General features: G+C 58.2%; 18 protein-coding genes. 13 read left to right on the forward strand and 5 right to left on the reverse strand.

Annotated elements, in window-relative coordinates; genetic code table 11:
- Positions 1–128: 128 nt before the first annotated feature.
- Entirely contained in the window at positions 129–1670 is a 1542-nt protein-coding gene (locus GOX66_RS05185) for a trimethylamine methyltransferase family protein (protein WP_170760289.1), read from the forward strand.
- On the opposite strand, the gene GOX66_RS05190 is transcribed toward GOX66_RS05185, so the two are convergent.
- Positions 1671–1970 carry a DUF6477 family protein gene (locus GOX66_RS05190; RefSeq protein ID WP_170760291.1) on the reverse strand — a complete coding sequence of 100 codons (300 nt, stop codon included), beginning with the start codon at positions 1968–1970 and terminating at the stop codon, positions 1671–1673.
- A 240-nt stretch (positions 1971–2210) separates the two neighbouring features.
- On the opposite strand from GOX66_RS05190, the gene GOX66_RS05195 reads away from it, so the two are divergent.
- Entirely contained in the window at positions 2211–3320 is a 1110-nt protein-coding gene (locus GOX66_RS05195; RefSeq protein ID WP_170760293.1) for a DUF6456 domain-containing protein, read from the forward strand.
- Positions 3321–3375: 55 nt separating this feature from the next.
- The gene (locus GOX66_RS05200; RefSeq protein ID WP_170760295.1) at positions 3376–4299 is read left to right on the forward strand and encodes a LysR substrate-binding domain-containing protein; all 924 of its coding nucleotides are present in this window, start codon (positions 3376–3378) and stop codon (positions 4297–4299) included.
- Positions 4300–4348: 49 nt separating this feature from the next.
- On the opposite strand, the gene GOX66_RS05205 is transcribed toward GOX66_RS05200, so the two are convergent.
- Positions 4349–4897: a peroxiredoxin gene (locus tag GOX66_RS05205; RefSeq protein ID WP_170760297.1), complete on the reverse strand. Its 549-nt coding sequence runs from the start codon at positions 4895–4897 to the stop codon at positions 4349–4351.
- A 263-nt stretch (positions 4898–5160) separates the two neighbouring features.
- On the opposite strand from GOX66_RS05205, the gene lipA reads away from it, so the two are divergent.
- Both lipA and GOX66_RS05215 read left to right on the forward strand, forming a co-directional pair.
- Positions 5161–6111, forward strand: coding sequence for a lipoyl synthase (lipA, locus tag GOX66_RS05210; protein ID WP_170760299.1), 951 nt, complete (start codon positions 5161–5163; stop codon positions 6109–6111).
- Positions 6108–7262, forward strand: a complete 1155-nt coding sequence (locus tag GOX66_RS05215; RefSeq protein ID WP_170760301.1) for an amidohydrolase — start codon at positions 6108–6110, stop codon at positions 7260–7262. The genes lipA and GOX66_RS05215 overlap by 4 nt, the downstream gene beginning before the upstream one ends.
- 24 nt (positions 7263–7286) lie before the next feature.
- Here GOX66_RS05215 and hpt read toward each other — a convergent pair whose 3' ends face one another.
- On the reverse strand, positions 7287–7829 hold the full coding sequence (hpt, locus tag GOX66_RS05220) for a hypoxanthine phosphoribosyltransferase (RefSeq protein ID WP_170760303.1): 543 nt from the start codon (positions 7827–7829) through the stop codon (positions 7287–7289).
- Between the two features lie 72 nt (positions 7830–7901).
- Between hpt and GOX66_RS05225 the strand changes: the two genes are divergently transcribed.
- Both GOX66_RS05225 and GOX66_RS05230 read left to right on the forward strand, forming a co-directional pair.
- Entirely contained in the window at positions 7902–8348 is a 447-nt protein-coding gene (locus tag GOX66_RS05225) for a type II toxin-antitoxin system RatA family toxin (RefSeq protein WP_170760305.1), read from the forward strand.
- 37 nt (positions 8349–8385) lie between these two features.
- Positions 8386–9681, forward strand: coding sequence for an MmgE/PrpD family protein (locus tag GOX66_RS05230; protein ID WP_170760307.1), 1296 nt, complete (start codon positions 8386–8388; stop codon positions 9679–9681).
- Here GOX66_RS05230 and pyrC read toward each other — a convergent pair.
- Positions 9678–10715, reverse strand: a complete 1038-nt coding sequence (gene pyrC / locus GOX66_RS05235; RefSeq protein ID WP_170760309.1) for a dihydroorotase — start codon at positions 10713–10715, stop codon at positions 9678–9680. The genes GOX66_RS05230 and pyrC overlap by 4 nt on opposite strands.
- A 153-nt stretch (positions 10716–10868) precedes the next feature.
- Between pyrC and GOX66_RS05240 the strand changes: the two genes are divergently transcribed.
- Both GOX66_RS05240 and GOX66_RS05245 read left to right on the forward strand, forming a co-directional pair.
- The gene (locus GOX66_RS05240) at positions 10869–11777 is read left to right on the forward strand and encodes an AAA family ATPase (RefSeq protein ID WP_170760311.1); all 909 of its coding nucleotides are present in this window, start codon (positions 10869–10871) and stop codon (positions 11775–11777) included.
- Between the two features lie 58 nt (positions 11778–11835).
- Complete coding sequence (locus GOX66_RS05245; RefSeq protein WP_170760313.1) at positions 11836–13092, forward strand: vWA domain-containing protein; 1257 nt, start codon at positions 11836–11838, stop codon at positions 13090–13092.
- 3 nt (positions 13093–13095) lie between these two features.
- On the opposite strand, the gene GOX66_RS05250 is transcribed toward GOX66_RS05245, so the two are convergent.
- A complete protein-coding gene (locus GOX66_RS05250) occupies positions 13096–13596 on the reverse strand; it encodes a hypothetical protein (protein WP_237212513.1) in 501 nt (166 codons plus the stop codon).
- A gap of 234 nt (positions 13597–13830) precedes the next feature.
- On the opposite strand from GOX66_RS05250, the gene GOX66_RS05255 reads away from it, so the two are divergent.
- From GOX66_RS05255 to GOX66_RS05270, 4 genes are all read left to right on the forward strand, one after another.
- Entirely contained in the window at positions 13831–14799 is a 969-nt protein-coding gene (locus GOX66_RS05255; protein WP_170760315.1) for an XdhC family protein, read from the forward strand.
- The gene (locus GOX66_RS05260; RefSeq protein WP_170760317.1) at positions 14796–15797 is read left to right on the forward strand and encodes a molybdopterin-binding protein; all 1002 of its coding nucleotides are present in this window, start codon (positions 14796–14798) and stop codon (positions 15795–15797) included. Before GOX66_RS05255 ends, GOX66_RS05260 begins: the two co-directional genes overlap by 4 nt.
- 151 nt (positions 15798–15948) lie before the next feature.
- Complete coding sequence (locus GOX66_RS05265; protein WP_170760319.1) at positions 15949–16434, forward strand: (2Fe-2S)-binding protein; 486 nt, start codon at positions 15949–15951, stop codon at positions 16432–16434.
- A gap of 82 nt (positions 16435–16516) precedes the next feature.
- Positions 16517–18877 carry a xanthine dehydrogenase family protein molybdopterin-binding subunit gene (locus GOX66_RS05270; protein WP_170760320.1) on the forward strand — a complete coding sequence of 787 codons (2361 nt, stop codon included), beginning with the start codon at positions 16517–16519 and terminating at the stop codon, positions 18875–18877.
- Positions 18878–18924 lie beyond the last annotated feature (47 nt).

Below are 18924 nucleotides of genomic sequence, written 5' to 3' on the forward strand. Positions count from 1 at the left end.
GCGTAATTCTTCATGCAGCGGACGATATGTCGCTTTTATGTGCCAATCGCCGTTATCTTCCAAGAGTCGCCATAGTTGGCGCGATAGACAGTAGCCTAATCAAGACTTCCTGATCATGGGGAAAGAAAATGGCTGAAGCAGCACGTCGTCGAGGTCGCGGTGGAGGTGGAGCCGCCCGCCGGGCCGAGCGTACCGCAGTTCGGATTGAAACCGCGAAGTACATTGAACGGAAAATTCCAAACTTCGAGATTCTCAATGAGGAAGCTCTTGAGATCATCGAGACCAACGCGGAAACCATTCTGGCTGAGGTCGGCGTCAACTTTGTCGATAACCCGGGCGCATTGAAGCGCTGGAAAGATGCTGGTGCCGATGTCGATGGTGAACGCGTACGCATTCCGCGCGGTCTGGCACGTGAACTGATCAAGACTGCGCCCAGCCAGTTCACTCAGCACGCCCGCGACCCAGAGAAATCGGTTGTCATCGGCGGTCGCAATCTGGTTCTGGCGCCGGTTTATGGCCCGCCATTCGTGCGTGATTCGCAGGGCGGTCGTCGCTATGCGACCATGGACGATTTCAACAAGTTCGTGAAACTGGCCTACATGTCCAAGTGGCTGCATCATTCGGGCGGCACCGTCTGCGAGCCGACGGATGTGCCGGTGAACAAGCGTCACCTGGATATGCTGATGGCGCACATGACCTTGTCGGACAAACCGTTCATGGGTTCGGTCACTGATCCCAGCCGCGCGCAGGATTCGGTTGAGATGTGCGAGATTCTGTTCGGCAAAGAGTTCGTTCAGGAAAATACTGTGATGACCTCGCTGACCAACATCAACTCGCCGATGACTTTCGACGACGTGATGATGGGATCGCTTGAGGTTTATGCCAAGAACAACCAGGCCTGCATCATCTCGCCCTTTATCGTGGGCGGTGCGATGGCACCGGTTTCCGTCGCGGGTACGCTGACGCAGGTTCTGGCCGAGGTTCTGGCGGGCGTTGCCTATAGCCAGATCATCCGTCCCGGAGCGCCCGCCATTTTTGGCGCGATGGTAACGTCCATCGACATGAATTCCGGTGCGCCGACGTTCGGAACGCCCGAGGCTTCGCATATCACCTATGGCGCGGGTCAGCTGGCACGGCGTCTGAACCTGCCGTTCCGGTCCTCGGGGTCGTTCTGTGGATCGAAACTGCCCGATGCTCAGGCGGCTTATGAGACCGCGAATTCGCTGAATATGGGTCTGATGTCTGGGGTGAACTTCATGCTGCACTCCTGCGGCTGGCTCGAGGGCGGTCTGGTTGCAGACTTCGAGAAGTTCGTCATGGATGCCGATCAGCTAGGCGTTCTGCACGGTTTGGCCAAGGGTGTTGCGATTGACGAAAACGCCCAGGCCATGGACGCGATCCGTGAGGTCGGCCCCGGTGGCCATTATCTGGGCTGTGACCACACGCAGGCGAACTTCAAAGACGCCTTCTGGAAATCAGAACTGCTGGACTACAAGCCGTATGAGACTTGGGAAGATGAAGGCGGTCGCGATACGCGGCAGTTGGCATCGGCGCGGGTCGAGCATCTGCTGGCCAACTATCAACAGCCTCAACTCGACCCCGCAATCAACGCCGCGCTGAGTGAATACGTGGCGGAAAAGAAAGCATCCATGCCGGATGCCTTCACCTGATCAGTGATATTGCGAGGCGCGGCTGGCCTGAAACAGTTGCGCCTCGCCCAGCAACGCGATCAGCAGGTCCAGATGTCGGACCAGTGAATAGGCGGCGTCTTCGTCGAGCCTTTGCGCGTTAACTTCTCGCTCCATGTCCATCAACCGAACCAGCGCTGCACCTGTACCGGGCAGTTCGCCATATCCCAATATCCGCTGCAGATGCCGATCCCGATCGTAATCCTGCGCCCCCAGTTTTGCGGCCCGTGCCAAAAGGCGTGGGCGGCGGAGCGTTGTAATCATGGTCATCAGGTCCTGCATTTCGGGGTTCCCTTGTCTGAATGGAAGTTGCCCCATTTAACGCACAACCTGGACGGGTGTTGCGATGATTGGGTTCGCCCCGAACTCTGACTTCATGACTGTTTATGTTTTTGAATCAAATCTGGTTCTTGTCTCTGCGGGTTAACGAACGAGTAACGAAAGCGACTCTAGTTAGATTTGGTTAACAATTCATCGGGGGCGATTGGGAACAGATTGTTTTGTCGACGAGGGCAAGTGACTATGGAAAATAACATGGCTTTCACCATTCCGGCTTGGGTACCTGAGGGGGCGCAGCGATATCTGGCCCACACAGAAACCGGCCAATCGATCCGCGATATTGCGCGATCCGCGGGGTGCCATGCTTCGACCATACTCAGACAAATCAGGCGAATAGAAATGCGCCGGGACGATCCGCTGGTGGATGCTGCGCTGCAATCGCTGGCAGAGATGCATTTCTCTGATCAAAGCACAGCATCGGGTCGTGATCCGATTGTGACGCAGGACGACGCAGCGGCGGCGAAGGATGAAGAGTTCGACCGAGAGGCCCTTCGAATTCTGCGCCGGTTGTGCGAAACGGGCTCGGTGCTGGCCGTTGCCGAGGAAATGGACAAGGCCGTGGTAGTGCGCGACTCGGGTGATGGCGGGGCGACCAGAACGGCGGTGGTCGACTGCAAAATTGCGCAGGCTCTGGCCCTTAAGGACTGGATTTCCTGCGATAATCCGGGGCGCATTTCGCGATATCGTATTTCCGCATCCGGGCGTACAGTGCTCAGTCAATTGGTTGCAGAAGCGGAGAACAAAGCCCGGGCGAGGAATGAGTTCGGCATGGCCGAAGCGCAAACGCCGTTTCAGACGCAAATGGCGCGTGGCCCGGTCGGCGGGTCAAACCCGGATCGGCCTAGGCGCATTAGGTACAGCGCAGCAGAGAGCCCACTGATCGCACTGGCACGCAGGCGGGATCGGGATGGAAAACCCTTCTTGGACGAAGAACTGGTGGGCGCGGGCGAGCGGCTGCGCGAGGATTTTGAACTGGCCCAGATTGGACCTCAGGTTGCGCAAAACTGGGATCATTTCCTGACTGCAGGCGGACGCGGCAGCTTTGACAGCAAGGCGCACGGCGGATGCGGATCGTCGGATGCGCGTGATCGTGTCGCGAGGGCCTTGTCGGATCTTGGACCCGGTCTGAGCGATGTCGCTCTGCGCTGCTGTTGCTACCTTGAGGGGCTGGAGCTTGCAGAAAAACGAATGGGATGGTCCGCGCGCTCGGGCAAGATCGTATTGCGGATCGCACTTCAACGGCTCAAGCGGCATTATGAGACACAGGCAGAGCGGAATCGTCTGATCGGTTAGCAATAAAGCGATATGTTTTGCTTGCAGCTTTGGGGGTAAGTGATAGTCATGGGCTATGAATTTTACCCTCAGACAACTGCAATATTTCAGTGCTGTCGCCGAACAAAGAAATTTTGGGCGGGCCGCGCAGGCGTGCAATGTCTCTCAGCCCGCGTTGTCGGTTCAGATTAAGGCGCTGGAGGAGACATTGGGCGGCCCTTTGTTCGAACGACAGGCGCGCGACATTCTTATTACCCCGCTGGGCCGCGATGTTTTGGATTACGCGCGTCAGGTTCTTGGAGCCGCAGATCGGCTGGACCGGTTCGCCAAGGATCACTCAGGAGGGCACAGGTCGCTGTCGATTGGAATTATTCCAACAATCGCCCCTTATTTGCTGCCCGGAGTTCTGGCAGGTTTACGCAGTTCGGACGTGTCGTTGCGGGTCCAGATACGCGAGGCCAGAACGGAACGCCTGCTTGCGATGCTACGCGCAGGAGAAATTGACGCAGGAGTTGTGGCCTTACCCGCGGGTGGAAGCGAGTTGTTTGAACTGCCGCTGTTCGAAGACAGGTTCCTGTTGGCCGGCAGTCATGCGCGTCTTCAGAGGATGGCCAGCGATCCGGAATCTCTGCGTCCGCTGGATTTGAAGACCGCGCAGCTTATGCTGCTGGACGATGGGCACTGCCTGACCGATCAGGCCCTTGAAGTCTGTGGTCAGGACCGGAGCAGTGAGTTGATCAACATGGGGGCATCTTCTCTGGCCACTTTGTCCCGATTGGTCGCTGAAGGTTTCGGCCTGACGCTGATGCCTGAACTCGCCGCCCGTGCGGAAGCTGAGGCAGTTCCCGGACTGAAGCTCCGCCGTTTTTGCACCCCGCAGCCGGCCCGGACAGTGGGCTTGGTTCGTCGTTCTTCCACAGGGGATGAGGGCTGGTTCAACGGATTGGCAGAGGTCATCCGTCAGGTCGGGCAAGGAATTGTGTCGGCGACAAGAGCCTGAGAAAAAAGGCCCGCCAGCGGCGAGCCCCTTGCGTTTGTATTTCTGAAACTTAGGCCAGCGCAGGCTCTTTGGCTTCGTCCAGGTGTTTCTTCAGGTTTTCCGGCGAAGAGACACCGTATGGGTCTTCCGGGCAGTTATCCATCAGGCCAGGCTCTTCGAACCACGCCTCGACAACACCGTCGTTAACGATGGCGGCATAGCGCCAGGACCGCATACCAAAGCCAAGATTGTCTTTATCCACCAGCATTCCCATTTTGCGGGTGAATTCGCCCGAACCATCAGGAATGACTTTGACGTTTTCCAAGCCCTGGTCCAGAGCCCATTTGTTCATGACAAAGCTGTCGTTCACGGACATGCAGTAAATGTCATCAATGCCTTTTGCTTTGAAATCGGCGTACCCGTTTTCGAAGCCCGGCAGTTGGTAGGTCGAGCAGGTCGGTGTGAACGCGCCAGGCAGCGAGAACAGGATAACGCGCTTGCCGGCAAAGTAATCTGCCGTAGTCTTGTCTTCCCAGCGGAACGGGTTGGAACCTTCGACAGCCTCATCACGGACGCGGGTGTGAAAGGTTACGTCAGGCAGTTTGGTACCGGATTTCATATTCAAATTCCTGTGATTCATGGGTGAACTTCCAGTGATTTAAAACAGTTCTAAATCCGCTTCAATCGAATATTTGCCGCGTTCGCGAATTCTGCCCAAGGTGATGAAGGCCGCTGTTATTTAGTGGATTTTCAGCCATTTGCGCAGGTGCTTTCTGCACCTGCATGGTGCGCTGTCATGGCAGCTATGCATGGGTGGTGTAGTTCGCCTTGACAGATTATGTTAGGCGAAAGCAAATTGACCCAAAGTCAGGAATTTCGACCGTGCGTGATCTGAAGATCCCCGAACAACGTCACCCCGAAAAGGCGCATCGCAAAGACAATACGCAGCCGAAGAAACCGAACTGGATACGCGTGAAAGCACCCGGTGGCAAAGGCTATGCCGATACGCACAGGATCATGCGGGACAATAATCTGGTCACCGTATGTGAAGAAGCTGGATGCCCGAATGTCGGCGAATGCTGGAGCCAGGGACACGCTACCATGATGATCATGGGCGAGATCTGTACCCGCGGTTGCACGTTCTGCAATATTGCTACGGGCCGCCCTGATGAACTGGATACTTTTGAGCCGGGGCGCGTTGCTCATGCAGTTCAGAAGCTGGGGCTGAACCACGTCGTTATCACCTCGGTTGACCGAGATGACCTTGAAGATGGCGGTGCCGAGCATTTTGCTCAGACCATTCGCGCGGTGCGGCACCGCTCGCCCAAGACAACAATCGAAATCCTGACGCCGGACTTTCTGAAATGCGATCCTTCGGTTCTTGAAACTGTGGTCGAGGCCAAGCCGGACGTGTTCAACCACAATCTGGAAACCATTCCCGGCCTGTACCCAGAGGTTCGCCCTGGTGCACGATATTTCCATTCGTTGCGGCTGTTGCAGCGCGTGAAGGAGCAGGACCCGTCTATTTTTACCAAGTCGGGCATCATGGTTGGTCTGGGCGAGGACGAACAGCAGGTTCGGCAAGTCATGGACGACATGCGTGCGGCCGATATCGATTTCCTGACCATCGGCCAGTACCTGCAGCCCACGCCCAAACACCACGGAGTGGACCGGTTCGTCACGCCCGAGGAATTCGCTTCGTATGAAAAAGCAGCCTATGGCAAAGGCTTCCTGATGGTGTCTGCGACACCGCTGACCCGGTCTTCCTACCACGCGGGCGACGACTTTGCGCGCCTGCGTGATGCACGCCAGAAAAAGTTGGAGCACGGGTGAGCCCAGAGGTGATTGCGCGGCTGACCAGCCTGCGTCACGTCCTGCATCAATTCCCTGAATTGTCCGGGCAGGAACTGGAAACAGCCGCCCGTGTGGCGGGGCTGTTGCGTGACTTCGGAGCCGATCAGGTGCTGACCGGACTTGGCGGTCATGGAGTGGCGGCCGTTTTCGACAGCGGGCAGCCCGGTCCATCAGTTGCCATTCGGTGCGAATTGGATGGGCTGCCGATTCAGGAAATTTCCGATGTTTCTTATGCCTCGCGGGTTCCGGGCAAGGGTCACCTGTGTGGCCATGATGGGCATATGACGATGGTGCTGGGGGTCGCGGAACACCTGAGCCTGGCGCGCCCGCAATCTGGCCGCGTTATCCTGATTTTCCAACCCGCCGAGGAAACCGGGCGGGGGGCTATTGCCTATCGGGCGGACCCGAGATTTTCTGAGATCGCTCCAGACTACGTTTTTTCGCTGCACAATCTGCCGGGATTGGAACTCGGTGAGGTCGAATTGTGTGAAGGCCCGGCCAATTGCGCTTCGCGTGGAATGAAGATTGTTCTGACGGGCAAAACTTCGCACGCGGCGGCCCCTCAGGACGGGGTGTCTCCGGCGGCTGCGTTATCGGTGCTGATGCCACAATTGGCGCAACTGGGGAAAGGTGGTTCGCTAAATTCGGAATTCGCACTGACGACGGTTACCCATGCCTCTCTGGGTGAGCGGACTTTTGGCGTAGCCCCCGGCCATGCTGAGCTTTGGGTGACTTTGCGCACCGTTTCGGACGCGCGTATGCAGCAGTTGGTGGCAGAGGCAGAAGCTTTGGTCTCCGGCGCTGCAGCCGAACATGGTCTTGGAACTGAGATAACTTATGACGATGTGTTCGAGGCTTGTGTGAATGATCGGGAAGCCGTGGAAATACTGGTCAATTCTTGCGCTTCAACAAATGCGCCATGCCAACTGACGCAAAATCCGCAGAAATTTTCTGAAGATTTCGGACAGTTCGGAAAACAGGCGAAATCAGCGATGTTCTGGCTGGGGGCAGGGCGCGAACATCCGCAATTACATAACCCGGATTATGATTTTCCGGATGCCCTTATCCCGGTTGGCACAGGAATTTTCCTTGCAGCCATTCGGCAGGTGCTGGGAGAACTGGGGGCTTGAACAGTTGCCGTCCGCAACGTTTAGTCAATCCTCGACAAAACGCACCTTTCCGATGAACGGCAGGTTGCGATTGCGCTGCGCGTAGTCGATTCCGTAGCCCACAACAAACTCATCCGGGATTTCAAAGCCGATCCAGTCGGAACGGAAATCAACCTCTCGCCGGCTGGGCTTGTCCAGCAGGGCGATGGATTTCAGGCGGCTGGGCTTACGGCTTTGCAGCAGTTTCGTCACATGGTTCAGCGTATGACCGGTGTCGACGATATCCTCGACGACAAGAACGTCCCGCCCTTCAATTGCGCCGCGCAAGTCCTTGAGTATGCGCACTTCGCGGCTGCTTTCCATTGAATCACCGTATGAGGACGCCTCAAGGAAATCCACTTCAATCGGCAGGTCAAGTTCGCGCACGAGATCAGCGATGAAGACAAAGCTGCCGCGCAGCAGGCCAACAACGACCAGCTTGTCGGTGCCTTCGAATTCGGTAGTGATTTCGCGGCAAAGCTCCTCGATCCGGGCCGCGATTGCCTTGGCCGAGATCATCTCATCTATCACATATGCACGGTCGCTCATCGCTGCCCCCTTGATCTTTGGCGCGCAACATACGACATGACGCGCCATTGTCACCTGCAAATACCGGACGCCATGCCTACTCATTCGGAAACTCGCCACCTGCCTTATTCGGCTCAGCAGATGTATGACCTGATTGCGGACGTGGCCAAATACCCCGAGTTTCTGCCCTGGTGTGCTGCTGCCCGCATTCGCAGAACCTATGCGGCAGGCGAGGCGCAGGTAATGGAGGCCGACCTTGTCATCTCGTTCAAGGTTTTCCGTGAACGGTTCGGCAGCCGCGTGACTTTGCATGCCGACCCGAAGAAGATCGACACGGAATACCTAGACGGACCGTTCAAATACATGAAATCCGACTGGCAGTTCGAAGACGCAGCGGATGGGGGGTGCGACGTGTCCTTCCACGTGGATTTCGAATTCAAGAACGCCATTCTGCAGAGCATTATCGGCGTTGTGTTCAACGAAGCCATGCACCGGATCGTTCAGGCCTTCGAAACCCGCGCTCAGGATTTGTACAGCTAAGGCTTTACCCCCGATTGTCGGACGCTAGACTGCGCTCATGACCGAATTCACCACATCTCTAGCCGCCTTTGCAGCGGGACCTGTAACCACGTCTCAGCAGGCGCGCATCGTCACCTCATTGTCAGTTTTGGACTGGATTGCCGTAGGGCGGGCCGGAGCTGATGAGCCGGTTTCTCAAGCCGTTCGTGACCTTATTTTGGGAGAAGGGGGAGCAGAGCAAGCACATCTCTTCGGTGGCGGCGCGGCCCCGTTGCGGGGCACTGCCTTGGTAAATGGGACTGTGTCGCACGCTTTGGATTATGACGACACCCATTTTGCCCATATCGGTCACCCCTCGGTGGCGATCCTGCCTGCCGCACTGGCGCTGAGCGAGTGGGACGACCGCATTCTGGTCGATTTCCTCGAGGCCGCTCTGGTCGGGATGGAGGTCTCCATCCGGGTAGGTTTGTGGTTAGGTCGAGACCACTACCAGGCGGGGTTTCACCAGACGGCCACGTCTGGCGCTTTTGGCGCAGCTGTTGCCGCGGGTCGTGTTCTCAAATTCGATGTGGACCAGATGCGGAAAGTTCTGGGGCTGACAGCAACCCGTGCGGCTGGGCTGAAGGCACAGTTTGGAACGATGGGTAAGCCCTACAATGCAGGGCTAGCGGCATCTGCCGGGGTTGAGGCGGCGCTGCTGGTGGCCGGAGGCTTCGAGCCGAATGCCGATGCGTTGGAAGGGCAGTATGGATTTGCCGCAACGCACAAGGGCATAGCGGACAGCGCCGCCGCATTGGAGGGATTGGGCGAGGAATGGTTGTTTGAAAGCGTCAGCCACAAGTTCCATGCATGTTGCCATGGTCTGCACGCCGCGTTAGAAGCCGCCCGCGACCTTGACATTGCCGAACCGGAAGTGGCTGAGATCACTGTTAATACTCACCCGCGCTGGATGAGCGTGTGCAACCAGATGTCTCCGACCACCGGACTGGGAGCCAAGTTTTCGTATCGGACCGTCATCGCGATGCAGGCGCTGGGGTATGACACTGCCTTACCCGGCAGCTATTCGGAAAAGACATGTGCGGATCCACGTCTGAAGTCCTTGCGAGATCGCATCTCGGTTGAGGCCGACGAAACGCTGTCCGAAACGCAGGCGCATCTGACTTTGCTGCGCCGTGATGGGGCAAGACCCGAGGCCACACACGATCTTCTGGCACCTATGACGTTATCGGACCGTGAAGATCGGGTGCGGGGAAAAGCGGCCAAACTGATTGGAGCGGAAGATGCGGACGCGATCTGGTCGATGCTGCGCACCGGCGGCCGCGCCCGCGATCTGTCAAAGATGCTGGCTGGTTAGACCACGCGCCAGTGCAGCGGAAAACCCGGCTCGAAGACCGTCACCGGGCCGTCTCCGGTTTCGATCTTGCTGGGGTATTCCACGGGTTCACCCTTTGTCAGGGTGATCGTATCTTCATTCACCGGCAGGCGATAGAACGCTGGCCCGTTAAGCGACACAAACCCTTCCAGCTTGTCCAGCGCGCCCGCATGGTCAAACATTTCGGCCACCAGCGACATGGTGTTTGTTGCCGTAAAGCACCCGGCGCAGCCACAGGCCATTTCCTTGTTGGCGTCTGTATGCGGAGCACTATCTGTGCCCAGAAAATACCGCGCATCACCGGAGGTCGCGGCCATCAGCAGAGCCAGGCGGTGCTCTTCCCGTTTGGCGACGGGCAGGCAGTAATAATGCGGTTTGATGCCGCCAACCAGAATATGATTGCGGTTGATGATAAGATGGTGTGCCGTGATGGTCGCGCCCAGATCGGTGTCATTGGATTTCACATAATCCACGCCGTTGGCCGTCGTGATATGCTCCATCACCACCCGTAAGCCCGGGGTCGCTTTGCGGATCGGGTCCAGAACGCGGTCGATGAACACGGCCTCGCGGTCAAAGATGTCAATCTCGGCATCGGTGACCTCGCCATGCACACAGAGGGGCAGGCCGATTTCAGCCATCCTTTCCAGAACAGGTCGCACCTTGTCGAAATCCCGCACACCCGAGGCCGAATTCGTCGTGGCCCCTGCCGGGTACAGCTTTACCGCCTTAATCAACCCGCTGGCATGGGCGGCTGCCACGTCTTCGGCATCCGTATCCTCGGTCAGATACAGCGTCATCAATGGTTCGAATGTCATGCCGTCGGGCAAGGTCGCCATGATGCGGTCGCGATAGGCGGCTGCCTGATCCCCGGTCACGACAGGCGGCACCAGGTTTGGCATGATGATCGCACGGGCAAAATGGCGCGCGGTTTCGGGCAGGACGGCCTGCAACATCGCGCCGTCGCGCAGATGCAGATGCCAGTCGTCGGGGCGGCGGATGGTCAGCGTATCGGTCATGCCCCCCGCTAGCACAGCGAACCGGGCGGTGAAAGGCCCTCAATTTTGGTGAAGACCTTGCCTTCGGGACCGGTCGCCGTAAGTCCTTAAAAGATCACGGTCTTGACGCGCGTCCGTTGCCGTGACCTCTTGTGGCGAGGGAGAGATTTTAACATGACACCGCCAGATTCCATCGATGCCGTTCGGACCATGCTGGGCACACAAGGCTATGTCTGTGGGCGCGCTCTGGCGACAGTGGTGTTCCTGTCGCTGAAATTGGGCCGCCCTCTGTTTCTTGAAGGTGAGGCGGGGGTCGGCAAAACCGAGATCGCCAAAGCGCTGGCTTCCGGGCTGAACCGGCGCCTGATCCGGCTGCAATGCTATGAGGGGCTGGACGCGTCCTCGGCCGTTTACGAATGGAATTTCCCGGCGCAAATGGTAGCAATCCGCACGGCCGAGGCTGCGGGTGGGGCAGATCGCGACGCATTGCAATCCGAGTTGTTTTCGGACGAATACCTGATCGAACGCCCGTTGCTGCAAGCAATGCGCCCGGATGAAAACGGCGCGCCGGTCATGCTGATCGATGAACTTGATCGCACCGATGAACCGTTTGAGGCGTTCCTGCTGGAAGCCCTCAGCGATTTCCAAGTCACCATTCCTGAACTGGGTACGGTCAAAGCCACCGAACCACCAATCGTGATCGTCACGTCGAACCGAACGCGCGAAGTACATGACGCGCTGAAACGCCGCTGCCTGTATCACTGGGTCGATTATCCCGATTTCGACCGCGAGATCGAAATCCTGCACGCCCGCGCACCCGAAGCCGCCGAGGCACTCAGCCGCGAGGTCGTCGCCTTTGTCCAGCACCTGCGCACCGAGGACCTGTTCAAAAAACCCGGCGTGGCCGAGACCATCGACTGGGCCAAATGCCTGCTGGCGCTGGACGTTATCAACCTCAGCCCAGAAGTGATCGGGGATACACTGGGTGCGATCCTCAAGTACCAGGACGACATTCAAAAATTGCAGGGGTCCGAGGCGAAACGGATTCTGGATCAGGCAAAAGCATCTCTTGAACCGGCCTGATGCTTCATCTTTTCCGAAATACTCCGGGGGTATGGGGGCAGCGCCCCCATGAACGATGATGGCGGAACAACTCCCACTGGATATCCCCGACGACCCCAAGCTGGCTCAGAACATCACGCATTTCGCGCGTGCCTTGCGCAAGGCAGGGCTACCTATCGGGACGGGCCGGGTTGTGGACGCAATCCGGGCCGTGCAGGCCGCCGGGTTTACCGACAAGCGGGATTTCTACTGGACCCTGCACGCCTGCTTCGTGAACCGTCCCGAGCATCGCACCGTGTTCGCACAGGTCTTTCGCCTGTATTGGCGTGATCCGCGGTATCTGGAGCACATGATGTCCATGATGTTGCCCGCCATCCGCGGTGTGCAGGAGGAGCGTAAAGCTGACGCGGGTGAGAAACGCGCGGCTGAAGCGTTGCTGGATGGTGTGGAGCGCGATTTGCCCGAACCGACGGAACAGGAAGAAGTAAACGAACTGGAAATTGACGCTTCGCAGACCGCTTCTTCAGAGGAACGTTTGCGGAATCTGGACTTCGAACAGATGAGCACAGCCGAAATCGCGCAGGCCAAGCGAATGCTGGCGCGGTTGACCTTGCCGGTCAAACCCATCGAATCCCGGCGCGGGCAGGCCAACCATCTTGGCCATCGGATCGATCGCGCCCGCACTTTGCGTGCCGCAATGCGTCAGGGCGGCGAGTTGCGCGATATCGCGCACCTCAAGCCCAAGCCGCGTTGGCCAAACCTTGTGGTGCTCTGCGATATCTCCGGATCCATGAGTCAGTACAGCCGGATCATCCTGCATTTCCTACACACTGTTTCTAACGAAAAAGGTGCGGGTTGGGCAAAAGTGCACGCCTTCACCTTCGGTACCCGACTGACCAATATCACCCGTCACCTGCAGCAGCGCGATGTCGATGCGGCATTAGCCGCCGCCGGGGCTGAGGCGCAGGATTGGGAAGGAGGCACGCGGATTGGAGAATGTCTGCACGCCTTCAACCGGGACTGGTCACGCCGGGTTATGGGGCAGGGGGCCGTGGTGCTTTTGATCTCGGACGGTTTGGATCGCGGCGAGCCTGAAGCGCTGGGGAAGGAAATGGAGCGACTTAACCTGTCGGCGCGTAGGCTGATCTGGCTCAATCCTTTGTTGCGCTGGGATGGGTTCGCGCCCAAAGCGCAGGGCATCGCAGCGATGCTGCCGCATGTGGACAGCTTCCGCGCAGGGCATTCGATTGCGTCGCTGGAAGATCTTGCCACTGTCATCTCACAACCCGATGACGTGGGTGAGAAAGCGCGGCTGATGACCGCGCTTTCTGGCTGAATCTCAGCTCAGCTGTTCCTCGTTGCACTTGCGTGCCATTTCCATCGCTTTGAAGGTGCCGGTCAGGTCGACAGTGAAAGCGAATTCCTTTTCAGGAAACACAACCATGACTTTTTGCTTTGCAATGTCATCCGCAAATTGGGGGTCATCGGACAGAACGTAGCCGCCGGAATAGCCCTTGGTGATATTGCCCTTCATGCCGGTGGCTTCACCGACGTAAATGTTGTCGCCCAGAAGGATCGCCACGCCTTCTTTCTCACCGCGCTTGATGTCGGTTTTGGCCTTGGTGAAGACACCGACATACCCCACGCCACGGTCTTCAGTCAGACCCATCTGGACCACGTTTTCCGCGTCATCCACTGCTTCGATCAGACAGGATTTTTTCTCCTGATCGATGAAGACTTTCCACCCTTCAACCTCACCATAGCGCAGGAAAGTGTCTGCGGTCGCAGCGGTTGAGGCCAGCAGGCCAATTGCCATTCCGAGTGTAAAAATGCTTTTCAACTCTCTGTCTCCGTTGTGAAAAATTAATATGCGCATACTGGAATGCACCAGTCGCGCGTGTAGGCTAGAATCAGACCTGCTGACAATCAATCCTTAGCGTTACGGACGAAAATCCTGGCTTGTTTATGCCAAAGGTTCGACTTTTACGGCCGTGTCCAACCAATTGAGGGCGGCGGTTACTTTTCATCCTGCCAAACCTCCCTATGTTGGTTCAGAACACCCCGGGAGTGTGCAATGGACAGATTCGACAACAGCCCAGAGACGGCTTTGAACTGGCACAGACAAGGTAAACCTACGGCTCTGGCCACTGTCGTTGAAACCTGGGGGAGTGCGCCGCGCCGTGTTGGCGCACAGCTGGTGATCGGTGGCGACGGAAGTATCGAGGGCTCGGTCTCGGGTGGCTGTGTCGAAGGCGCGGTTGTCGTCGAAGCTCTGGAGGCGATCGAAGAGGGCGAAGCGCGCTTGTTGGAATTCGGGGTCAGCGATGAGGACGCCTTTGCCGTCGGTCTGGCTTGTGGGGGCACCATCCGCGTTCTGGTTGAGCCCGTGGGCAAGGTGCTGCCGGAACTGATGCTGCGCGAGTTGGTCGATGCACGGGCCCGGCGCGAACCAATTGCTTATGAGGTGAACATCGAAACCGGCCACAGGGACCTGCGCCGCAACGCTTATCCTGATCGGTTGCGCATGGATCGGTCGGGGTTCGAGGAGGATGGGCAAACCTTTGTTGCAGTTCACAATCCGCCGCTGAAACTGATCGTCGTTGGTGCGGTGCATATCGCGCAGGCTCTGGTCCCGATGGCGCGGATCGCGGGGTACGATCCGGCCATCATTGATCCGCGTGATGCGTTTGCCTCAAGCGCTCGGTTTCCGGGTGAGACGATCCTGACAGACTGGCCGGATGAAGCAGTTGCCAAGCTGGGGATGGATGCACGCACGGCGGTGGTGCTGTTGACCCATGATCCCAAGCTGGATGATCCGGCCCTGGAGGCCGCGCTGCGGGCAGGGGTCTTTTACATTGGCGCTCTGGGCTCGACGCGAACCCACGCCAAACGCGTGGCGCGCTTGAAAGACGCTGGTTTCACCGATGCCCAGATCTCGCAAATTCACGGTCCCATCGGTCTGGATATCGGTGCTGCGGACCCGTCGGAAATCGCGGTTTCCATTCTGGCGCAGATGACGGCTGTGCTGAGGGGCAAAGCGTGAAGTTTGGCCCTGTTCCCGTCGCAAAGGCTGCCGGTGCCATACTGGCCCACTCTGTGCAGACGGGCGACACCAAACTGCGCAAAGGCATCACCCTGACGCATGAGCATCAAAGCCAGCTGGCCACGGCCGGTTACAGTTCAGTCACGGTCGCCCAGCTCGAGCCCGGAGACTGCCACGAAGACGAAGCCGCCCGCATGTTGGCATCGGCGTTGGCACCTGATCCAGAAGCGGCGGGATTGCGGGTGACACAGCCCTTCACTGGTCGCGTGAACCTGCTGGCCGAAGGACCGGGCGTTGCGGTTTTGGATGTCGAAGCGCTTGAGGCCTTCAATCAGGTAAATCCGATGATTACCGTCGCCACCGTGCCACAACATCAGCAGATGGGCCCCGGTGGGATGGTCGCAACGATCAAGGTCATCTCCTACGCAGTACCCGGCGCGGACGTCCATGAGGCATCTCGTCTGGCGCAACGCGCCATCCGTCTGGCCATGCCCGTTTTTCGAAAAGCAGGGTTGATCGTGACCGACATCCCAGGTGGACCGCCCAATGAAAAGGGCATCGCGGCGGTCCGAGGTCGTGTCGAAGCGTTGGGAATGGAACTCAGTGACGTTCGTATCGTGCCGCATCAAACCGAAGCGATCGCAACCGCAGTGGCGGACACGCAAAGCGATGTGGTGATGATCCTGACCGGGTCCGCGACCTCGGACGTTCTTGATGTCGCGCCCGAAGCCGTGCGTGCCGCCGGTGGTCAGGTGGACCGATTTGGTATGCCGGTCGATCCGGGCAACCTGTTGTTTCTGGGGACTCTTGGAGAACGGCCCGTAATCGGACTGCCGGGATGCGCGCGGTCTCCGGCGCTGAATGGTGCGGATTGGGTGCTGTCTCGCGTTGCCTGCGGGATCGAGACGACTGGTGCTGATATCGCCGGAATGGGGGTCGGAGGATTGCTGAAGGAAATCCCGACCAGACCTCAGCCTCGGGCGTCGCGAAAAGATTGACGTTACGGCAATTTGTTTTCGCATTTAATAGGCTTAGCTAAAGAAGGCTAGGCGCAAAACCTGTGAAAACAGGTGGCGAAGTTTTTTGTTCTCAAACGAAAATTCCCGTGTTTAACTCGGGTCGAACAACAATACGAAATGGGAGGAACTTATGACACAGGTCTCAATGACCGTGAACGGAAAACCCGTGAGCGGTGATGTCGAAGGCCGGACTTTGCTGTCCAGCTTTCTGCGCGACCACCTGTCTTTGACCGGCACGCATGTGGGCTGTGATACCGCGCAATGCGGCGCGTGCGTTGTGCATGTGGATGGCGAGGCGGTCAAATCTTGCAACATGCTGGCGCTTGAGGCCGATGGGTCAGAGGTGGGTACCATCGAAGGGCAAGCCAATTCGGATGGCTCGCTAAATACCATCCAGCAGGCATTTCAGGATCATCACGGGCTGCAATGCGGGTTCTGCACTCCCGGCATGGTGATGAGTGCGGCGGCGCTATTGAAGGAGAACCCGCGCCCGACCGAGGCCGAGGTGCGCAAGTATCTGGAAGGCAACCTGTGTCGTTGCACCGGCTACCACAACATCGTCAAGGCGATCATGGCCGCATCGGGTCAGAACGTCAGCAGCATCGCTGCCGAATGATGCCACTGCGGGCGTGAGAGGAGACGCCCGTGGGAACGGAGAGGATGCGCTATCGCATCCGTTTATGGGAGGAGAACAAGCAATGCCCAAAGACAGTGGCATCGGAGCCAGTTCCAAGCGGCGCGAGGACGTGCGCTTTTTGACCGGAGCGGGCAATTATACCGACGACATCAACGCACGTGGTCAGGCCTATGTGCATTTCCTGCGGTCCGACATCGCGCATGGCAGGATCAAGAACGTAGACACTTCGGCGGCAGAAGGCATGCCGGGCGTGGTCAGGATTTTCACCGGCAAGGACTTTGAAGGCGTGGGCGGGATACCCTGCGGTTGGGAAGTCACCGACCGGCATGGCGCGCCTATGCAGGAACCTGCGCATCCCATTCTGGCACAAGGCAAGGTCCGCCATGTGGGCGACCCGATTGCTGCCGTTGTTGCCGACAGCCTGGAACAGGCGCGCGACGCGGCCGAGGCGATTGATCTGGACATCGAGGAATTGCCAGCAGTTTTGGACATGAAGGCCGCTGCACAGGATGGCGCGACGCTGGTTCATGACGATCTGAAGAACAATATCTGTTATGACTGGCATCTGGGCGAAGCGGACAACGACAAGGTCGATGAAGTTTTTGCCAATGCGGCACATGTGACGACTCTGGATCTGGTGAATAACCGTCTGGTCGCCAACCCGATGGAGCCGCGTGTGGCTGTGGCCGAATACAATCGGGGGACCGAGGAGTATACGCTCTATACAACCTCGCAAAACCCACATGTGATCCGCCTACTGATGTGCGCTTTTGTCTTGGGTCTGCCCGAGCACAAGGTGCGTGTTGTGGCCCCGGATGTGGGCGGCGGTTTTGGCACCAAGATTTTCCACTACGCCGAAGAAGCATTCTGCACCTTCGCAGCCAAGGCCTGCAATCGTCCGATCAAATGGACGGCCAGCCGGTCCGAGGCGTTCATGTCGGATGCGCAGGGCCGCGACCATGTCAGCACAATTGAACTGGCGCTGGATGCAGATAACAACTTTGTCGGGTTGCGCACGAATACCTACGCCAACCTTGGCGCGTATCTGTCGACCTTCTCCAGTTCGGTTCCGACCTGGCTGCACGGGACGCTTATGGCTGGCAACTACAAGACGCCGGTCATTCAGGTGAACGTGAAGGCGATGTTCACCAATACGGTGCCGGTGGATGCCTATCGTGGTGCCGGTCGACCCGAGGCAACATTCCAAATAGAGCGTGTGATCGACAAGGCCGCCCGTGAGTTGGGCGTCGATCCGATTGCCCTGCGGCGTCAGAACTTCATCACGGAATTTCCGTACGATACGCCCGTGGCATTGACCTATGACACCGGCAATTATCACGGGACGATGGACAAGCTTGAAGCGGCGGCCGATCTGGCGGGCTTTGCTGCACGCCGGGCGGAAAGTGAGGCCAAGGGCAAGCTGCGCGGTCTCGGCGTCAATTGCTATATCGAAGCGTGCGGGATTGCTCCGTCGAATATCGTCGGCATGCTGGGGGCTCGGGCGGGTCTTTATGATGCGGCGACGGTTCGGGTGAATGCCACCGGTTCGATCAGCGTCATGGTGGGTGCGCACAGCCACGGGCAGGGGCATGAAACCGCCTTTCCGCAGGTTGTGGCAGACATGATCGGCATCGACGAGTCGATGGTCGAGATCGTGCACGGTGACACCTCAAAAATTCCGTTTGGCATGGGCACCTATGGCTCGCGCTCTCTGGCAGTCTGTGGCTCTGCCATGGTCAAGGCGACCGAGAAGGTGATCGAAAAAGCAAAGCGTATCGCTGCGCACCTTCTGGAGGCATCCGAGGCTGATATTGAACTGAAAGACGGTCAGTTTAGCATTGCAGGTACCGACAAGTCGGTGGCCTGGGGTGATGTGACCCTGACGGCATATGTCCCGCACAATTACCCGTTGGAAGTTGAGCCGGGGCTGGAGGAAACCGCGTTCTACGACCCGGCTAACTTTACCTTCCCGGCCGGTGCTTATGCATGTGAAGTCGAAGTGGACCCCGAAACTGGCAAGGTCAGCATCGAAAAGTTCACCGCAGCGGATGATTTCGGCAACATCGTCAACCCGATGATTGTGGATGGCCAGGTGCATGGTGGCATTGGCCAGGGCATAGGTCAGGCTTTGCTGGAAAACTGCGCCTATGACGAGAATGGCCAGCTGCTGAGCGCGTCCTACATGGATTACGCAATGCCGCGCGCCGATGACGTGCCCTTCTATGCTGTCGACCATTCCAGCCAGACACCCTGTACCCACAACCCGTTGGGTGTGAAAGGTTGTGGTGAGGCCGGAGCGATCGGCTCTCCGCCGGCGGTGGTCAACGCGGTGCTGGACGCGCTGAATTCGGGTGGCAAGGCGGTGGATCACATCGACATGCCGGTAAGCCCGTCGCGCGTCTGGACGGCGATGAACGGTTGAGGAGAGAGGAAGGACCGGGGGCCAGCCCCCGGACCCCCGGAGTATTT

Source organism: Ruegeria lacuscaerulensis, assembly GCF_013031245.1.
Lineage (GTDB): Bacteria > Pseudomonadota > Alphaproteobacteria > Rhodobacterales > Rhodobacteraceae > Ruegeria > Ruegeria lacuscaerulensis_C.